The sequence below is a fragment of the Micromonospora sp. NPDC049282 genome (assembly GCF_043197045.1).
GTDB lineage: Bacteria > Actinomycetota > Actinomycetes > Mycobacteriales > Micromonosporaceae > Micromonospora.
This window is the reverse complement of sequence record NZ_JBICSL010000005.1, coordinates 95,778-114,034: the sequence shown is the minus strand read 5'-3', so window position 1 is coordinate 114,034 and position 18,257 is coordinate 95,778. Positions and strand designations below refer to the sequence as shown.

Here is an 18,257-nt window from a genome sequence, read left to right as displayed (position 1 = left end):
GCGACCGCGCAGAGTGAACGGCCGGACGCGTAACGACGGTGGTCTTTGCACCGCGACGGCGGGCGGGCAGAATACCCGGGTGATCCGCGCGGCGGTGAGGCCGCGAGTCGCCGACACCCAAGGGGCAGGGACATGCAGCGGCCGGACTGGGCACCCGAGACGATCGACATCGAGCGCCCGAGCGTCGCCCGCATGTACGACTACTACCTGGGCGGGTCGCACAACTTCGCGGCCGACCGGGCCGCCGCCCGGGCGATGGTGGAGGCGGTGCCGGAGGCCCCGCTGATGGCGCAGGCCAACCGCGCCTTCCTCCGGCGGGCGGTGCACTACCTGGCCGAGGCCGGGGTGCGTCAGTTCCTGGACATCGGCTCCGGCATCCCCACTGTCGGCAACGTGCACGAGATCGCCCAGCGGATCGCCCCGGAGTCCCGGGTGGTCTACGTCGACGTGGACCCGGTGGCGGTGGCGCACAGCCAGGAGATCCTGGCCGGCAACGAGCGGGCCGTGGTGGTCCAGGAGGACCTGCGCCACCCGGCGGCGATCCTGCGCCATCCGGACGTCACCCGGCTGCTCGACTTCTCCGAGCCGGTCGCGGTGATGATCGTGGCGGTGCTGCACTTCGTCCCGGACTCGGACCGGCCGGAGGAGATCCTGCGGACCCTGCGCGCGGCGCTGCCGCCCGGCAGCCACCTGGTGCTCTCCCAGGCCAGCGACGACGGCCGCGACGACACCGGCGAACGGGCCGAGGCGGAGCGGGTCTACCGGCGCACCGACAGCCAACTGTTCATCCGCGGCCGGGCCGAGCTGACCGCGCTCTTCGACGGCTTCGAGCTGGTCGACCCGGGCGTGGTGTGGGTGCCGCAGTGGCGGCCGGACGCACCGGACCAGGCGGAGAACGCCGAACGGGCGGTCTTCATGGGCGGGGTCGGGCGGCTCGGTGCCTGACCACATGGCCGCGCCGGCGGGCCGCCGCCCCGGCGTCTTCGCCCGGGCCTGGGCCAAGGCGGTCTCCGGCACCAGCTACCTGCCGATGACCCAGGCCCAGCTGGAGGAGGTGCTGCAACGGCTCACCGACCGGTTGGCGCAGGCGCTGCGCGCCGACCCGTTCGACCTGCGGATCGGCCAGCAGGTGGGCGCCGAGCTGGTGCAGTCGCACATCGCCTCCGCCGAAGGGCTGGGCCGCACCGTCGAGGTGATCCAGCTCCGGCTGGTGCGCGACCTCGACCTCGTCGTCGACGACGTCGAGGACCGGATGGCCCGGCTGCTCGCCACCGTCGCCACCGGGTACGCGCGGGCGCTGCGCGACCGCACGCTCGACGAGCAGGAGTCCATCCGCCGGGCCGCCATGATGGCCCGGGCGCACGCCGAACGGGCGCTGCGGGACAGCGAGGCCCGGTTCCGGCACCAGGCCACCCACGACCCGCTGACCGACCTGCCGAACCGCACCCTGTTCACCGAGCGGCTGACCGCCGCGATCACCACGCCCGGGCGGGGCGCCGACCGGGTCGGGGTCTGCTTCCTCGACCTGGACCGGTTCAAAGTGGTCAACGACTCCCACGGCCACCAGGTCGGCGACTCGCTGCTGGTCGCGGTCGCCCAGCGGCTGCGCCGGGCGCTCGGCGAGCACCTGGTGGCCCGCCTCGGCGGCGACGAGTTCGTGATCCTGGTCGAGCACACCGCCGGCACCGACGACGCGGTGAAGGTCGCCGAGGCGGCCCTGGACGCGATGCGCGAGCCGGCGCTTGTCGACGGGCACGAGCTGGCCGTGTCGGCCAGCATCGGCATCGTCGAGCGGCCGGTCTCCGGCACCTCGCCGATGGAGCTGATGCGCGCGGCGGACAGCACGCTGCACTGGGCCAAGGCGGCCGGCGGTGCCCGCTGGTCGCTGTTCGACGCCGACCGCAACCGCCGGGAGCTGGCCCGGTACGCGCTCTCCGCGGCGATCCCGGCCGCCCTGGACCGGGGCGAGTTCTACCTCGACTACCAGCCGCTGACGTCGCTGCGGGACGGCCGGTTGCTCGGCATGGAGGCGCTGGTGCGCTGGCGGCACCCGGAGCTCGGCGTGCTCCGGCCGGACAGCTTCATCCCGCTGGCGGAGGAGACCGGCCTGATCGTCCGGCTCGGCAGCTGGGTGCTGGCCGAGGCGTGTCGCGAGGCGGGCACCTGGACGGCGGCGAGCACGGACGCCCCGTTCGTCAGCGTCAACCTGGCCGTGCGCCAACTGCACCGCCCCGACCTCGTGACCGAGGTGCGGGGCGTGCTCGGGCGCACCGGCCTGTCCCCGGACCGGCTGCAACTGGAGATCACCGAGAGCACCATGATGAGCACCGTGGTCGAGCCGGTCCGGGCGCTGCGGGTGCTGGGCGACCTCGGCGTCCGGGTGGCCATCGACGACTTCGGCACCGGCTACTGCAACCTGGCCTACCTGCGGGACCTGCCGGTGAACGAGATGAAGGTGGCCGGCGAGTTCGTGACCGGGCTGCGCACGCCGGCCGGCGATTCGGACGGTCGCACCGACGAGCGGATCCTCGCCTCGCTGGTCTCGCTGGCGCACGCTCTCGACCTCACCGTCACCGCCGAGGGGGTGGAGACGGCCCACCAGGCGGACCGGCTGCGCGCCATCGGTTGCGACGCCGGGCAGGGCTGGCTCTTCGGCCGCCCCGGCCCGGCGGTGCAGCACCTCGGCCGGGTGCCCGCGGCGTAAGGCGGGGCCCCTTGTTAACGCATTCGGTGCAGGAGGGGCCCCGCTCAACACCTGGGGCCGAGCGCGGGGCCGCGGCCGCGCGCGGGAGCGCCGCGGTCAGCTCGGGTGGCGGCGGGTGTCGGAGCCGTCCAGGTAGGCCAACACGGCCAGCACCCGCCGGTTGTCGTCGCCGGACGGCGGCATCCGCAGCTTGCTGAAGATGCTGTTGATGTGCTTGTCGACGGCTTTCTCGGTGACGAACAGCCGGGCGGCCACCGCCGCGTTCGACCGGCCCTCGGCCATCAGGCCCAGCACCTCGCGCTCCCGCGCGGTCAACTCGGCGAGCGGCCCGGCGCCGTCCCGGCGGGCCAGCAGCTGGGCCACCACCTCCGGGTCCATCACGGCGCCGCCGGCGGCGACCCGGCGCACCGCGTCGACGAACTGGTCCACGTGGGACACCCGGTCCTTGAGCAGGTAGCCGACCCCGCCCCGCCGATCGGCGAGCAGTTCCCGCGCGTAGAGCTGCTCGACGTGCTGGGACAGCACGAGCACCGGCAGCCCGGGCAGCTCGGCGCGGGCCCGCACGGCCGCCTGCAGACCCTCGTCGGTGAACGTCGGCGGCAGCCGTACGTCGATCACCGCGACGTCCGGCCGGTGCGCGGTCAGCGCGGGCAGCACGGCGGGTCCGTTGTCGACGGCCGCCACCACCTGGCAGCCGAACGCCTCGAGGATCCGGGTCAACCCGTCCCGGAGGAGGGCGAGATCCTCGGCGATGACAACTCGCACGGCAACTCCATGCTGACGACGGTGGGCCCACCGGCCGGACTGGTCACCGCCATCGTCCCATCGAACGCGGCCAGCCGGCGCCCCGTCCCGGCCAGCCCGCCGCCGGCCAGCGACGCCGCCCCGCCCCGGCCGTCGTCACCGACCACGGCGGTCAACCGCCCGGCGGCGTGCCGCAGCTCCACCCACGCCCGGGTCGCCCCGCTGTGCTTGCCGACGTTGGCCAGCGCCTCGGCGACCGCGAAGTAGACGGCCGACTCGACCGGGGCCGCCGGCCGGCCGGGCAGGTCGACGGTGACCTCCACCGGCAGCGGCACGGCCAGCGCCAGCGCCCGTACCGCGCCGGACAGGCCGCGTTCGGCGAGCACCGGCGGGTGGATGCCGCGGACCAGCCCGCGCAGCTCGGCCAGGGCCTGGCCGGTGGTCTCCCGGGCCTCGGCGAGCAGCCCGCGGACCGCCTCCGGGTCGTCGCGGACCAGTTGCTCGGCCAGCCCGATGCTCATGCTCAGCGCGACCAGCCGGGCCTGCGCGCCGTCGTGCAGGTCCCGTTCGATCCGGCGCAGCTCGGCGGCCTGCGCGTCCACCGCCTCGGTCCGGGTGACGGTGAGCTGGCGCACCCGCAGCGCCAGCTCGGCGCCGCGGGTCGGGGGCAGGAAGAACCCGGCGAACGTCACGTGCAGCCAGACCAGCCAGCGCCCGGCCGCCGTACCGACGGCCAGCAGGAACGCGCCGATCGGGAAGCAGAGCAGCGCCTCGACGAGCCCGTCGAGCGGCCAGAACGGACCGTAGCCGTACCAGACGCCGAAGGCGCGCAGCACCAGCGGCACGCCGATCAGCCCTTCCAGGCCGTACAGCGGGAGGACGAACGCGGCCAGGCACACCGCGCCGGTGACCGCGCCGGGCAGCAGCCAGGCCAGATCCCGCCAGGTCGCCGGGTCGCCCACCACCCAGCGGAACCGCCGCCAGGTGCCGAACCGGGCGCCGGCCGGCGCCGGCAGGTAGGGCGTGGCCATCTCGACGCCGCCCCAGCGAGCCAGCCGGCGGTGCAGGCCGGCGCAGACCCGGACCGCGGCGGTGACCACCGGGAAGACGGCGAATCCGACGCCGAACGCCGGGATCAACAGCAGCGCGGCCAGCGACAGCACGAAGAGGGCCACGTGCGTGGTCAACGACAGCAGCGCGATCAGCAGCCCCTGGGCGGCCGTCACCGCGGCGGGCCGCAGCCAGGTCCGAAGCAGTACGCGTACCGATGCGTCCACGAACCTCATTCTCCGGCACGGCCGCCCGGTTGCCGGTGGTGCTGGCACCACCCGAGAAGGCGTGCCGGCACCCCTGACCGCCGGCCCGTCGGTTCGCAGGATCTAGGGAGGCCCGTGTGGTCCACCCGGGCGACGAGCGAGAGGAAACCTGATGTCCCCGCACCGAACGGCCGGTCTACCGGCCGGCCGCCGTGCCAAGTACGCCGTTCTCGTCCTCTGGTTGGTGCTGCTCTCGGTCGCCGGCCCGCTCGCCGTGAAGCTGGGCGAGACGCAGGACAACTCGACGCTCGGCGCGCTGCCGGCCGGCGTCGAGAGCAGCCGGGCCGCGCAGCGGGTCGAGGCCGCGTTCCCCGACTCGCGGCGGCAGCTGGCCGTCGCCGTGTACGTCCGCGACAGCGGCCTCACCGCCGCCGACCGGGCCCGGGCCGACGCCGACCGGGCCGCCTTCGCCGGGTACGCCGACGGCGGCGTGGTGTCCCCGCCGGTGCCGAGCGCCGACGGCCGGGCGCTGCTGTTCTCGCTTCCGGTCAGCCTCGACGAGGAGCGGCGCGCCGAGGGGGTGGCCGCCATGAAGGAACGACTGACCGAGGACGTGCCATCGGGCCTGCGTACCGCGCTGACCGGCGACGCGGCCGCCGAGAGCGACGTCTGGGACGCGTTCGACGGGATGGACGGCGCGCTGTTGCTGGCCACCGCGGTCACCGTCGCCCTTCTGCTGCTGATCACCTACCGCAGTCCGGTCCTGTGGCTGGTGCCGCTGATCGCGGTGGGCGTCGCCAACCAGCTCGCCGGCGCCACCGTCTACCTGCTGGCCCGGCACGCCGGGCTGGCGGTGGACTTCCAGAGCCAGACCATCCTCACCGTGCTGGTCTTCGGCGTCGGCGTGGACTACGCCCTGCTGCTCATCGCCCGCTACCGGGAGGAGCTGCGCCGGCACGCCGACCGGCACGCCGCGATGGCGACAGCGCTGCGCCGCTCGTACGGCGCGATCTGCGCCTCCGCGGCGACGGTCGCGCTCGGACTGCTCTGCCTGCTCGCGGCGGACCTGCCGGCGACCCGTGGGCTGGGCCCGGTCGGCGCGGTCGGCATCGTCGCCGCGTTGCTGGCGATGACCACGCTGCTGCCGGCGATGCTGGTCCTGTTCGGCCGGTGGCTGTTCTGGCCGTTCGTGCCGCGTCACGCCGCCGGCGCGGACGAGCGCGACCGCGCCACCGATCACGGCGTGTGGCGGCGGATCGCCCGCCTGGCCGGCAGCCGACCACGGATGGTCTGGGTGGGCACCACCGCCGCGCTGCTCGTGCTGACGCTCGGCATCGGCAACCTCAGCCTCGGCCTGCCCGACGACGAGTCCTTCACCACCGAGGTCGGCTCGGTCACCGGGCAGCGGCTGGTCGCCGACCACTACCCGGGCGGGTCCGCCGCGCCGGTCGAGGTGGTGGCCGCCGCGGGCGCGGCGGAGCGGGTGGTGGCCGCCGCCCGCACGGTGCCGGGCGTCGCGGAACTGACCGAGCCGCAGCGATCCTCCGACGGCCGCTGGGTACGCGTCACCACGGTCCTCGCCGACGCGCCGGACAGCACCGCGGCCCGGGACACGGTGACCCGGCTGCGCGACGCCGTGCACGCGGTGCCCGACTCGGAGGCGCTTGTCGGCGGTCGGACCGCGACGCTGCTCGACGAGCGGCGCACGGTGGACCGGGACAACCGGGTGGTCATCCCGCTGGTGCTCGCCGTCGTCCTGGTGATCCTGGTGCTCCTGCTGCGCGCGCTGGTCGCGCCGCTGCTGCTGATGGCCAGCGTGGTCCTGACCTACGCGGCTGCCATGGGCGGGGCCGGGCTGCTGCTCGACGCGCTGGGCCACCCGCACCTGTTCGTCGGGGTTCCCCTGCAGGCGTTCCTGTTCCTGGTCGCCCTCGGCGTGGACTACACGATCTTCCTGATGACCCGGGCCAGGGAGGAGACGGAGCTGATCGGGCACCGGCTCGGCGTGCTGCGGGCGCTCACCGTCACCGGCGGTGTCATCACCAGCGCCGGCGTCGTGCTGGCGGCCACCTTCGGCGCCCTGCTGGTGCTGCCGCTGGTGCCGTCGGTGCAGATGGGGGTGATCGTGGCGGTCGGCATCCTGCTCGACACGTTCCTGGTGCGCAGCCTGCTGATCCCGGCGCTGACCCTGGACCTGGGCGCGCGTACCTGGTGGCCGGGGCGGTTGTCGCGTCGCCCCGCCGAGCGTAAGCAGGGGCCCCCGCTTAACGCATTCGGTAGAGAAGGGGCCCCCGCTTAACACGTCGTCGCCGAGGGACCCGCGCCGTCCGCCCGGAGCGCCACGACCTCGCCCTCGGGACGGGCGCGGCTCGGGGGCGGGCGGGCGGCGCGCTCGACGCGTCCGGGCACGACGGGGCGCATGGGTGGGGCGGAAAACGGGACGGCGGTGGCCGGTGGGAACCGCTCGGACGCCGGTCAGCCGGCGAGGAGCGCGGCCATCCGCTCGGCCTGGGTCTCCCAGCGCCACTCCCGTTCGACCCAGGCGCGGCCGGCCGCGCCGAACTGGCGGGCCAGGTCCCGGTCCGCGAGCAGGGTGGCCACCCGGTCGGCGAGCTGGGCGGTGTCCCGGCCGCGGACCACGTACCCGGTCTCGCCCTCGCGGACCGCGTCCGGCGCGCCGCCGGAGTCGCCGGCCACCACCGGCAGGCCGGTCGCGCTCGCCTCCAGGTAGACGATGCCGAGGCCCTCGACGTCCAGGCCACGGTTGCGGGTGCGGCAGGGCATCGCGTAGACGTCCCCGGCCGCGTAGTGCGCGGGCAGCTCGGCCGAGGGCACCGAGCCGGTGAAGACCACGTCCCGCTCCACCCCGGCCTGGCGGGCCAGCTTCTGCAGCGTCGCCCGGTAGGGCCCGCCGCCGACCACCAGCAGCGCCGCGTCCGGGACCCGGCGGCGGATCTCGGGCAACGCCCGGATCAGCGTGTCCTGCCCCTTGCGCGGCACCAGCCGCGACACGCACACCACCACCGGCCGGTCGGCGAGCCCGAGACGCAGCCGGACCCGCTCACCGTCGACGTCGGGGTGGTAGGTCTCCACGTCCACGCCGGGCGCGAGCCGGCGCAGCTCGGTCAGCCCGTCCAGCGCCCGGGCCAGCCGGACCCGGGTGTACTCGCCGAGATAGGTGGTGACGTCCACGCCCCGGCCGATCCGGCGCAGCGCCGACCGGGCGCCGGGCAGCGCCGCCCAGCCGACCTCGTGCCCGTGGGTCAACGCCACCGCCCGGCCGATCCCGGCCCGCCGGCGCAGCCCCGGCGCGAGCAACCCCAGCGGGGCCGCCGCGCCGAACCACACCGTGTCGCAGTCGTACGCCCGGGCCAGCCGCGCCGCCCGGCGGGCCACCAGCGGCGTGGGCAGCAGCACCTTGGTGCGTTCCCGGACCACCTCGAACGGCTGGTCGGCGTCGAACTTCTCCGCCCCCCGCCAGGTCGAGGCGTAGACCACCACCGAACCGGGTGGCTGGCGTACCGCGAGGTGGTGCACGAAGGACTGGATGCCGCCGGGACGCGGCGGGAAGTCGTTCGTGATCAGCAAGGTGCGGCTCATCGGTCCGACTCCCTGGCGTAGGCGCGGGCGGCGGCCATCCGCTCCACGGTGGACGGGTGGGAGGCGGACCACAGGTATTCCCAGCGCGGCGGATCGGGGTCGGCCAGGTTCACCCCGGCCAGCCGACGCTGCATCGCCTCGAAGGTCGCCGGGTCGCGGGTGAGCGCCAGCGCGTGCGCGTCGGCCCGGGCCTCCACCCGGCGGGAGACCAGCGCCTGCACCGGGGTGGCGACCAGACCGGCCACCGTGACCAGCGCGATCAGCAGGGGGAACGCCCTCGGTTGGGCGATCGAGTCGACGCCGGCCAGGCGCAGCAGCGGCGTCCAGGAGCCGACCAGGTAGAGGGCCACCACCGCGGCGGCGGCGCCGAGCGCGCCGATGAGCGTGCCGGTCCACACGTCCCGGTCCTTGGCGTGGCCCAGCTCGTGCGCGACCACGCTGGTCACCTCCGCCGGCTCGGCCTCGCGCAGCAGGGTGTCGTAGACCACGACCCGCCGGGTGGGCCCGAGCCCGGAGACGTAGGCGTTGACCGCCCGGGTCCGCCGGGACGCGTCGGCGACCAGCACGTCGCGGACCGGAACGCCGTCCCGGGCGGCCATGGTGGTCAGCTCGGTGCGCAGCGGACCGGGCTCCATCGGGGTGAACCGGTTGAACACCGGCTCGACCAGCACCGGCAGCACGAACGACAGCACCACCACGAGCGCGGCGGCGCCGGCCGCGCCGAACGCCCACCACCAGCGGGGGGCGACCCGGACCACCGCGTAGAAGCCGAGCAGGACCAGCGCGCCGATGACGGCGCTGACCGCGTACGACTTGAGCAGGTCGACCGCCCAGCCACCCCAGCCCTGGGTGCTCAGCCCGTAGCGCACCAGCACGGTGCGCCGCCAGGCCGAGAAGGGCAGCGTGAGTAGGTCGGCGAGGAACATGACGCCCAGTCCGCCGAGCACGGCCTGGGCGATCCAGTGCCCGCCGAACGGCCGGCCGGCCAGCTCGACCAGGCGCCCGCCCAGCGGGGTGAGGCCGAGCAGCAGCGCCACCACCAGCCCGAGCCCGAGCGCCGACCAGCCGGCCGGGCGCAGCGCGTCGTGGAAGGCCCGGCCGCGGGCCACCTGCTCGACCGGGAGCGTCCGCAGCGCGGCGAGTTGGTCGGCGCGGGGCGCCGGCGGCCGGCTCCACGGCACCAGCAGCGCCACGGCCACGACCAGCGCCACCGCCAGCGCGGCCAGGGTGAGCAGCGCCCAGGCGCGCGGCGTCACCGCCGCACCCCGCCGTCGCGACCCGTCCGCGTCATGCCGCTCCCCTCCACCGTGACCGCCCATCCTATTGCCCGGTCGGAGCGGGCCGGCCCCGGTGCCCGGCGCGGATCTGCGCCGGCGCGCTCCGGGTGCCGGCGGTTGTGGGCCCCAGCTTCCGGATCAGCCGCCCGAAGGGGCGACGCGGCCCGAAGAGCGACGCGGCCCGAAGAGCCACGCCGGCCGAAGAGCGACGCCAGCCGAAGAGCGACGCCAGCCGAAGAGCCACGCCAGCCGAAGAGCGACGCCAGCCGAAGAGCCACGCCGGCCGAAGAGCTGGGGTCAGGCGACCCGGCGGCGGATGGAGCGACGGGGTGCGGGCGCGGGTGCGACCGCCGGCGCCAGCACCTCCACGTCGAAGCCGGCACGGGCGAACACCTCGATCGCCCGGTGCTCGGCCGGGCCCAGGTCGGCCGCCGGGGAGTCGGGGTCGAGCAGCGCGGTCACCAGGCAACCGGAGCAGCCGGCGCCGCGGATGCCGCAGCCGTCGCAGTCGATGAGCATGAACGCCTCCTGACGCGGTCGCCGGTGGCGGTCGGGGAAGGGACCACCACCGTCGGTCACCGGAAGGCTATGCGGCGGGTACGACAGAACCGGACAACGAGGCAGCACCCACCCCGAAAACGATCATCCAGCCACCAGTACCCCGAAGTGGCGCGATCAGACCGCCCTCGACCCCGCCACCTCGCCGATCTGGAGTCGATCTCGCACCACCGGCCGCACCACCGGCCGCGCCACCGGCCGCGCCGCGCCATCAGCGGGCGGAGCGGGCTCGCGGGTCAGGAGCGGGCGAGCCGGCGCAGCAGGGAGTCGGCGCCCAGCGGGTACGCGCCGTGCCGGCGTACCCCGTCCGCGACCTCGCGGTCGGACGAGATCACCACCACCGGCCGGCCGGCCGGCTCCGCGCGGACCAGCCGGCGGATCAGGTCGTCCGCGGTCTCGCCCTTGCGGGAGAAGAGGACCCGCACGCCCCGCGGCGCGGGCGGCAGCCCGTGGATCCGCTCGGCGCCGTCGAAGACCACGGTGACCTCGTCACCGGTCTGCGCGGCGATCCCACCCAACCCGGTGATCAGCCGCTTGCGCTGCTGCTCCAGCGACATCTCACCGAAGCCGCGTTTGGTGACGTTGTAGCCGTCCACCACCAGGTGCGCCCGCGGCAGGGCGAGGAGCTGGTCGAGCCGGGCCGGGTCGTCGGTGTCCCGGGCCCGTGTCGCCGCGCCGGCCGGCACGGCGCCCGGCTGGTCGGCGAACGCGTCGGCGACGAAGTCCGCCGGCAACGTGTCCACCGGGTCGAGGGCCAGCTCCCGGCGCAGGCCGACGGCCGCCTGGCCGATCGTCTCCAGCAACAGCCACAACCGGGCGTCGTCGACCGAACGGGCCTCCTTCGCGCTGGCCCGGGCCACCCCGGCGGTGGCCTCCGCCTCGGCCAGCCGGGCCCGGGCGCGGCGCAGCTCGGCGTCCGCGTCGGCCGCCGCGCGGGCGGCTCGGCCCCGCTCGGTGGCCAGCAACTCGGTCGCCTTGCGCTCGCGGGCCTGGGTCTCCCGCAGGGTACGGGCCAACTGGCGGGCCTCCTCGCGAAGCTGCCCCAGCTCCTCGCGGACCCGGGCCAGCTCGTCGCGGAGCTTCTCGGCCTCGACCCGGGCCACCGCCCGGTCGTGCTCGGCGCGGGTGGCCCGCTGTTCGGCCTCGCGGACCAGTTCGGCCACGACCGCGCTGTCCGCCTCGGCGCGTACCGCCTCGCCGCTGGCCTCGATCAGCTCCCGCCAGCCCTGCGGCCGGGCCAGGTAGGCCAGGGCGGCCACCTCGACCGGGTCGGCCGCGGCCGGCGCGGTGCCCTCCACCACCGCCGCACCGAGGTCGCCGGCGTCGGCCAGTACCCGGGCGGTGACCCGCTGCCGGAACAGCGAATCGGCGGTGAGCTGGGCGGCGATCACCGGAGCGCCGAGCCGGGCCCGCCGGTTGGGGGCGAACTTGGCGACCCGGCGCAGTGGCACCGGCACCTCGTCGCCGGGCAGTCCGGGAAGCACCGCGGCGGTCAGCGCGACGATCCGCTGCCGCACCGGCTCGGGGAGCGTGGGCTCGGGCTCGACGGTCGAGGCATCCTCACCGGCCTCGGGCGCGCCGACCACCGGCTCCTCCGCGGAGGAGCGGTCGTCATGCGGCTCGGCGAGGGGCATGTGGCAAGTCTCCCACCCCGACCGGGCCCACCACCCGGTGAGTGAGCCGATCTCTCATCGTACCCCCGTGGTAGCAGCGGGACCGGAGTGACGGGAGTGTCGGACCGTGCCGTTACCGTCCCGCAGGTGACGGGAACGGAGTACGTCCAGGAGGCCCTGGCCGGTCTGGACCGGGCGGCGGGCGGCGGCGTCGATCCCGCGCTGCCGCTCTACGCGACCACCTTCGTGGTGGTCGACCTGGAGACCACCGGCGGCGCGCCGGACGGCGGCGGGATCACCGAGATCGGCGCGGTCAAGGTCCGTGGCGGCGAGGAGTTGGGCGTCCTCGCCACGCTGGTCAACCCGGGCGTGCCGATCCCGCCGTTCATCACCGTGCTGACCGGCATCACCCAGGCCATGCTGTTGCCCGCCCCGCCGATCGAGCAGGTGCTGCCGAGCTTCCTGGAGTTCCTGACCGACGCCGTGCTGGTCGCCCACAACGCCCCCTACGACGTGGGCTTCCTCAAGGCCGCCTGCGCCCGGCACGGCTATCCCTGGCCCAACCCTCGGGTGCTGGACACGGCCGCGCTGGCCCGGCGGGTGCTCACCCGCGACGAGGTGCCCAACCGGAAGCTGGGCACGCTCGCCGCCTACTTCCGCACCGCCACCCAACCCAACCACCGGGCGCTGGACGACGCCAAGGCCACGGTCGACGTGCTGCACGGGCTGATCGGCCGGCTGGGCGGGCACCGCGTCGACACGGTCGGCGAGGCGATCGAGTTCGCCCGCGCGGTCACCCCGACCCAGCGTCGCAAGCGGCACCTCGCCGACGGGCTGCCGAAGGTGCCGGGCGTCTACATCTTCCGGGCCGCCGACGACCGGCCGCTCTACGTCGGCACCTCCGGCGACATCGCCACCCGGGTGCGCAGCTACTTCACCGCCGCCGAGAAACGGGCCCGGATCTCCGAGATGCTGGCCGCCGCCGAGCGGGTGGAGGCGGTCGAGTGCGCCCACTCGCTGGAGGCGGAGGTCCGTGAGCTGCGGCTGATCGCCGCGCACGCCCCGCCGTACAATCGTCGGTCGAAATATCCGGAGCGCCAGGTCTGGCTCAAGCTCACCGACGAGGCCTACCCGCGGTTGTCGGTCGTGCGTGGCCTCGGGCCCGCCGACACCGCCTACCTCGGCCCGTTCCGGTCCAAGCAGGCCGCCGAGCTGGCCGCCGCCGGCTTCCACGACGCGGTGCCGCTGCGCCAGTGCACCCACCGGCTCTCCCGGCGCACCACCACGCCGGCCTGCGCGTTGGCCGAGCTGGGTCGCTGCCCGGCGCCCTGCGAGCACCTGATCACCCCGGAGGAGTACGAGCACCGCGCCGCCGCCCCGTTCCGCACCGCCACCCGCGACGATCCCGCGGTGGTGGTCGACGCCCTGCTCGCCCGGATCGAGGTGCTCTCCGCGGCCCACCGCTACGAGGAGGCCGCAGTGGTCCGGGGGCGGCTGGCCGCGGTGCTGCGCGCGGCGGTCCGGATGCAGCGGCTGGCCGCGCTGACCGGCATCGCCGAGCTGGCCGCCGCCCGGCCGGCCGCCCGGGGCGGGTGGGAGCTGGCCCTGGTCCGGCACGGCCGGCTGGCCGGGGCCGGGGTGTCCCCGCCGGGTGTCCACCCTCGACCGACCATCGCGGCGATCCGGGCCACCGCCGAGACGGTGCTGCCCGGGCACGGTCCGGTGCCGGCCGCCACCGCCGAGGAGACCGAGCGGATCCTGTCCTGGTTGGAGCGGGACGAGACCCGGTTGGTCGAGGCGACCGCCGGATGGGCGTCCCCGGTGGCCGGTGCGGGGCGGTTCCGTGACCTGCTGGCCAAGGCCGAGAACGGCGGATCCCACCGATTCTCGACCGAACGCTCATGACCAAGTGTCCGATCGGACTACGTCGGCTCCCTTAGGCTGTTGAAGGAGTGCAGTCCTGCCCGATTCGCGGGCCTGCTCCCGGTCGCCGGTCCCCGGCGGTCGAGGGCCGGGGTGAGGAGGTGTCCCAGGTGGACGTCGACGCCGGACACGGCGCCGCCCTGGGCGGCTCCCTTCCGACCCAGGGCGAGCTGCCGCTCACCCGCCGGCTGCGCTCCCTGCTCACCTGGCCCACCGCCGACGGCGACCCGGTCACCGCCCTGGTCCGCGCCCACCGTGGCATCCACCCCAGCGCCGACGCGTCGGTGCTGCGCCGGGCCTACACGATCGCGGAGAACATGCACCGCGGTCAGTTCCGCAAGAGCGGCGAGCCCTACATCACCCACCCGTTCGCGGTGGCGCAGATCTGCGCCGACCTCGGCATGGACACCACCACGCTGGTCGCCGCGCTGCTGCACGACACGGTGGAGGACACCCGCTACACGCTCCAGGCGCTCCAGGAGGACTTCGGTCGCGAGGTGGCCCACCTGGTCGACGGCGTGACCAAGTTCGACAAGGCGTTCTACGGCAAGGCCGCCGAGGCGGAGACCGTCCGGAAGATGATCGTGGCGGCCGGCAAGGACGTCCGGGTGCTGGTCATCAAGCTCGCCGACCGGCTGCACAACATGCGCACGCTCGGGGTCCGCTCCGCCGCCTCGCGGGAACGGATCGCCCGCAAGACGCTGGAGGTGCTGGTCCCGCTCTGCGACCGGCTGGGCATCCAGACCCTCAAGCGCGAGCTGGACGACGTGGTGCTGCTGCACCTGCGGCCCGACGAGCACGCGCGCATCGCCCGGTTCGTGCACGACCGGCCGGGCTGGGACTCCTACCTGGCCGACGTCGTGGCCCGCACCCGGGCGGCGCTGCGCCGCAGCCGGGTGGACGCCGGGGTCTCCCCCCGCCCACGGCACCTCTACTCGATCTGGAAGGACACGGTCGCCGGCGACCACGCCGCCCCGTTCGACCTGCCCCGGATCGCCATCGTGGTGGACGGCCCGCCGACCGACTGCTATGCCGCGCTGGGCGCCGTGCACGGGCTCTGGCGTCCGGTGCCGGGCCGCTTCAAGGACTTCATCGCCTCGCCGAAGAACAACCTCTACCGGTCGCTGCACACAAGCGTCTGCGGCCCGCAGGACCGCACCGTGGAGGTGCTGATCCGCACCACCGAGATGCACCGCGCCGCGGAATACGGCGTGGCCGCCCACTACCGGTTCCCCCGGGCCGCGAGCCGGGCCGCCGACCGCGCGGAGGAGCTGGCCTGGCTGCGCCGGGTGCTCGACTGGGAGCAGGAGACGGTCGACCCGACCCAGTTCATGGCGTCGCTGCGCTGCGACCTGGCGGAGGCACAGATCCAGGTGGTCGCCGACGGCCGGCAGGTGGTGCTGCCGGCCGGGGCCACCCCGGTCGACCTCGCCTACGAGCTGGGCACCGAACGCGGCGACCACTGCCTCGCCACCCGGGTCAACGGCCGGCTGGCCCCGCTCTCCTCCGAGCTGGAGGAGGGCGACGTGGTGGAGATCTTCACCGAGAGCGACGCGGAGAGCGGCTTCGAGGTCGACGTGGCCCCGCGCGGGCCGCGCCGGGAGTGGCTGGGGTTCGTCAAGTCCCCGCACGCCCAGATGCAGATCAACCGGTGGTTCGCCGAGCACACCGAGCCGGGCATCTCGATCGCCGACAAGGTCCGTCTCGGCCGGGCGTCGATCGGCCTGGCGCTGCGCAAGCACAACCGGGGCCTGGCCAGCGACCTGCCGCTGCTGCGGCTCTCCGAGGAACTGGGCTATCCCGACCTGGAGACGCTGCTGGTGGCGGTCTTCGACCGCTCGGTCGAGCCCGACACGGTGGTGCAGCAGTTGATCGACCTGGTCGACCACCGGCAGTAGACGAAGGGCGTTCGCCCGCGGCCCCCGGCCGGCCACTAGCCTGGACGGCATGATCCCCCGCGCGCGTGCCACCGGACGGGCCCTCGGCTACCGGCTCTTCTATCGGCTCCCGGTCCCGCTGCGGCGGCGGCTGGTCCGGCTCGCCGTGCCGAAGTACATCGTAGGCGCGGTGACGATGGTCCGGGACGCGGAGGCCACCGGCGCGGGGCGGATCCTGCTGCTGCGCCAACCGCCCGGTCACAGCTGGAGCCTCCCGGCCGGCCTGCTGCAACGCGGTGAGGCGCCGGTGGTCGGCGCGGCCCGGGAGCTGCACGAGGAGTCCGGCGTCCGGCTCTCCCCCGACCGGCTCCGCCCGGCCGTGCCGAACGCGGTCGTGCACGCCAAGGGCTGGGTGGACGTGGTCTTCGAGGCGGACGTGCCGGCGTCGCGCACCGAGCTGAAGGTGGACGGGGCCGAGGTGTTCGAGGCCGCCTGGCACCCACTGGACGACCTGCCCCGGCTCAGCCGCGCCACCGCCAACCTGCTGGCCCACTACGGCATCGGCCCGCGCGCCGGCGAGGTCCCGCCGGCGGCGCCACCGGCCTCGTGACCACCCCCGACGCGGACGGCCCGGCGGCGGACAGCGGGCCGCCGGCGGGCGTCGAGGTGTGCGCGGTGGTGCTGGCGGCGGGCGAGGGCACCCGGTTGCGGCCGTTGACCGAGCGGGTGCCGAAGGCGCTCTGCCCGGTCGGCAACGTGCCGCTGCTCGACCGGGCGCTGGCCCGGCTGGCCGGGCTCGGGCTGACCTACCCGGACCGGATCGCGGTGAACGCCTGTTACCTGGGCGGGCAGGTGGTCGCGCGGGTCGGCGACCGGGCCCACCTCTCGGTCGAGCCGGGCGACCCGTTGGGCACCGCGGGTGGCGTGGGACGGCTGCGCGACTGGATCGACGGGCGGGGCGTGCTGGTCGGCAACGCCGACGCGTACCTCGCCGACCCGGCGGCCCCGCCCGGCGCGGACGTGGCCGCGCTGCTCGACGGCTGGGACGGGCGGAGCGTACGCCTGCTCGGCCAGCCGGCGGACGACCCGGCCGCCCCCGGCACCTTCGCCGGCCACCGCTTCGTCGGGTTCTCGCTGCTGCCCTGGCGGCTGGTCCGCGACCTGCCGGCGGAGTTCGGCGACCTGGTCCGGGCGGTGTGGCGGCCGGCGGAGGCGGCCGGCGCGCTGACCGTGGTCCCCTACCGGGGCACCTTCTACGACACCGGCACGCCGGCCGACTACCTGGCCGCGAACCTGCACGCCGCCGGCCCGGACGGGCTGGTCGATCCGTCCGCCACGGTGGACGGGCCGGTCACCCGCTCGGTGGTCGGCGCGGGCGCGCGGGTGCACGGAGCGGTCGACCGGTCGGTGATCTGGCCGGGCGCGACCGTCGCCGCCGGGGAACGCCTGCACGGCGTGATCCGGGCCGGCGCCGACCTGACCGTCCCGGCCACGCGTTGACCGCACCGGGCCTTAGCATGGGCCTCGTCGCCGACGAACGGAGAAACGTCCCGTGATCACCGCGATCGTGCTGATCGACTGCGCCACCGACTCCATCCCCGAGGTGGCCGAGACCCTGGCCAACCTGCCCGGCGTCAGCGAGGTCTACTCGGTGGCCGGGCACGTCGACCTGATCGCCATGGTCCGGGTCCGCGAGTTCGAGCAGATCGCCCAGGTCATCGCCGGCAGCATCTCGAAGGTGCCCGGCGTGCTCAACACCGAGTCGCACATCGCGTTCCGCGCCTACTCCCAGCACGACCTGGAGGAGGCGTTCGCGATCGGGCTGGCCAGCGCCGACTGAGAAGCGGAGGGCCGGCCCGCCCCGGTGAGGGCGGGCCGGCCACCGTCGGCCGTACGGGTGCGTCAGCTCTGCGCGGGCGCCGGGGTCTCCGTGGTGCCCGGAGCGGGCTCCTCGGTCCCGTTGCCGCCCGGAGCCGGCGACTCGGTGCCGCCGGTCCCCGGCGACGTGGTGCCGCCCGGGCTGGCCGTACCGCTGGCGCTGGTCTGCGGCACCGGGACGCCCAGGGTCTGCGCCAGGGCCACCAACGCGTCGTAGTGCGCCTGCAGGACCGGCAACGCGTCCTGGGCGACCTGGACCACCGACTGCTCGGAGCCCTGCGAGATCTCCGTCTGGGTGGCCTGGATGGCCTGGACGTGGCCGGCGAGCTGCGCGGTGACCCACGCCTTGTCGAACTGGGCCCCGTTGAGGCCGTTCAACTTGTCGAGGACCTTCTGCTGGTCGGCGGTCGGGTCGGCCGGCAACTTCACGTTGAGCTGCTGGGCGGTCGACTGCACCGTCTGGTCCAGCTGGGTGTGGTCCGTCACGAACATCTTGCCCAGGTCCTTGACCTGCTGGTTCTGGCCCTTCTGCTGGGCCAGGTTACCCGCGGTGATCTCGAACAGGTTGACCTGGTGCACCGCCTGCAGATACTGGGTGTCCTGCGTCGACGGCTGCGCCGCGGCCTGCGCCGCGGCGGCGGGCGCCAGCCCCACGACCACCAGCGCGGCCAGCAGACCCAGGCGTTTGATTCCCCACATGCGTTCCTCCCCCATGAGACGTCGGACCGCACGGATACCCGGCTGACCGGGGTTATTCCTGCGATTCCACCCGTCCGGGTCGGGGCGGCCGGGAGCGCGAGGCGGCAGGCGGGGCCCGCCTCACCCGG

At 75.1% G+C, this 18,257-nt stretch carries 15 protein-coding genes; 8 read left to right on the top strand and 7 right to left on the bottom strand.

Annotated features, from left to right (window positions below; translation table 11 throughout):
- Positions 1-132 precede the first annotated feature (132 nt).
- Both ACGFI2_RS11525 and ACGFI2_RS11520 read left to right on the top strand, forming a co-directional pair.
- On the top strand, positions 133-945 hold the full coding sequence (locus tag ACGFI2_RS11525; RefSeq protein ID WP_393514428.1) for an SAM-dependent methyltransferase: 813 nt from the start codon (positions 133-135) through the stop codon (positions 943-945).
- Between the two features lie 4 nt (positions 946-949).
- Entirely contained in the window at positions 950-2,704 is a 1,755-nt protein-coding gene (locus ACGFI2_RS11520; RefSeq protein WP_393514959.1) for a putative bifunctional diguanylate cyclase/phosphodiesterase, read from the top strand.
- Positions 2,705-2,800: 96 nt separating this feature from the next.
- Here ACGFI2_RS11520 and ACGFI2_RS11515 read toward each other — a convergent pair whose 3' ends face one another.
- Both ACGFI2_RS11515 and ACGFI2_RS11510 read right to left on the bottom strand, forming a co-directional pair.
- Positions 2,801-3,469, bottom strand: a complete 669-nt coding sequence (locus tag ACGFI2_RS11515; RefSeq protein ID WP_393514425.1) for a response regulator — start codon at positions 3,467-3,469, stop codon at positions 2,801-2,803.
- Positions 3,421-4,725: a sensor histidine kinase gene (locus ACGFI2_RS11510; RefSeq protein WP_393514422.1), complete on the bottom strand. Its 1,305-nt coding sequence runs from the start codon at positions 4,723-4,725 to the stop codon at positions 3,421-3,423. Before ACGFI2_RS11510 ends, ACGFI2_RS11515 begins: the two co-directional genes overlap by 49 nt.
- Positions 4,726-4,876: 151 nt before the next feature.
- On the opposite strand from ACGFI2_RS11510, the gene ACGFI2_RS11505 reads away from it, so the two are divergent.
- The gene (locus tag ACGFI2_RS11505) at positions 4,877-7,003 is read left to right on the top strand and encodes an MMPL family transporter (protein WP_393514419.1); all 2,127 of its coding nucleotides are present in this window, start codon (positions 4,877-4,879) and stop codon (positions 7,001-7,003) included.
- Positions 7,004-7,179: 176 nt separating this feature from the next.
- Here ACGFI2_RS11505 and ACGFI2_RS11500 read toward each other — a convergent pair whose 3' ends face one another.
- From ACGFI2_RS11500 to ACGFI2_RS11485, 4 genes are all read right to left on the bottom strand, one after another.
- Complete coding sequence (locus tag ACGFI2_RS11500) at positions 7,180-8,304, bottom strand: glycosyltransferase family 4 protein (RefSeq protein ID WP_393514416.1); 1,125 nt, start codon at positions 8,302-8,304, stop codon at positions 7,180-7,182.
- A complete protein-coding gene (locus tag ACGFI2_RS11495) occupies positions 8,301-9,560 on the bottom strand; it encodes a M48 family metallopeptidase (RefSeq protein WP_393514413.1) in 1,260 nt (419 codons plus the stop codon). The genes ACGFI2_RS11500 and ACGFI2_RS11495 overlap by 4 nt, the downstream gene beginning before the upstream one ends.
- A gap of 318 nt (positions 9,561-9,878) precedes the next feature.
- Positions 9,879-10,100 (bottom strand): hypothetical protein, encoded by a 222-nt coding sequence (locus ACGFI2_RS11490; RefSeq protein ID WP_393514410.1) that lies wholly within the window; start codon positions 10,098-10,100, stop codon positions 9,879-9,881.
- Positions 10,101-10,375: 275 nt separating this feature from the next.
- Positions 10,376-11,773, bottom strand: coding sequence for an NYN domain-containing protein (locus ACGFI2_RS11485; RefSeq protein WP_393514407.1), 1,398 nt, complete (start codon positions 11,771-11,773; stop codon positions 10,376-10,378).
- 126 nt (positions 11,774-11,899) lie between these two features.
- Between ACGFI2_RS11485 and ACGFI2_RS11480 the strand changes: the two genes are divergently transcribed.
- From ACGFI2_RS11480 to ACGFI2_RS11460, 5 genes are all read left to right on the top strand, one after another.
- Positions 11,900-13,657: a DEDD exonuclease domain-containing protein gene (locus ACGFI2_RS11480; RefSeq protein ID WP_393514404.1), complete on the top strand. Its 1,758-nt coding sequence runs from the start codon at positions 11,900-11,902 to the stop codon at positions 13,655-13,657.
- Between the two features lie 128 nt (positions 13,658-13,785).
- On the top strand, positions 13,786-15,573 hold the full coding sequence (locus tag ACGFI2_RS11475) for a RelA/SpoT family protein (protein WP_393514956.1): 1,788 nt from the start codon (positions 13,786-13,788) through the stop codon (positions 15,571-15,573).
- Positions 15,574-15,622: 49 nt separating this feature from the next.
- Complete coding sequence (locus tag ACGFI2_RS11470; RefSeq protein ID WP_393514401.1) at positions 15,623-16,162, top strand: NUDIX hydrolase; 540 nt, start codon at positions 15,623-15,625, stop codon at positions 16,160-16,162.
- The gene (locus ACGFI2_RS11465) at positions 16,159-17,052 is read left to right on the top strand and encodes a sugar phosphate nucleotidyltransferase (RefSeq protein ID WP_393514398.1); all 894 of its coding nucleotides are present in this window, start codon (positions 16,159-16,161) and stop codon (positions 17,050-17,052) included. Before ACGFI2_RS11470 ends, ACGFI2_RS11465 begins: the two co-directional genes overlap by 4 nt.
- 52 nt (positions 17,053-17,104) lie before the next feature.
- On the top strand, positions 17,105-17,392 hold the full coding sequence (locus ACGFI2_RS11460) for an Lrp/AsnC family transcriptional regulator (RefSeq protein WP_043329379.1): 288 nt from the start codon (positions 17,105-17,107) through the stop codon (positions 17,390-17,392).
- A 62-nt stretch (positions 17,393-17,454) separates the two neighbouring features.
- Here ACGFI2_RS11460 and ACGFI2_RS11455 read toward each other — a convergent pair whose 3' ends face one another.
- Positions 17,455-18,129: a DUF4142 domain-containing protein gene (locus tag ACGFI2_RS11455; RefSeq protein ID WP_393514395.1), complete on the bottom strand. Its 675-nt coding sequence runs from the start codon at positions 18,127-18,129 to the stop codon at positions 17,455-17,457.
- Positions 18,130-18,257 lie beyond the last annotated feature (128 nt).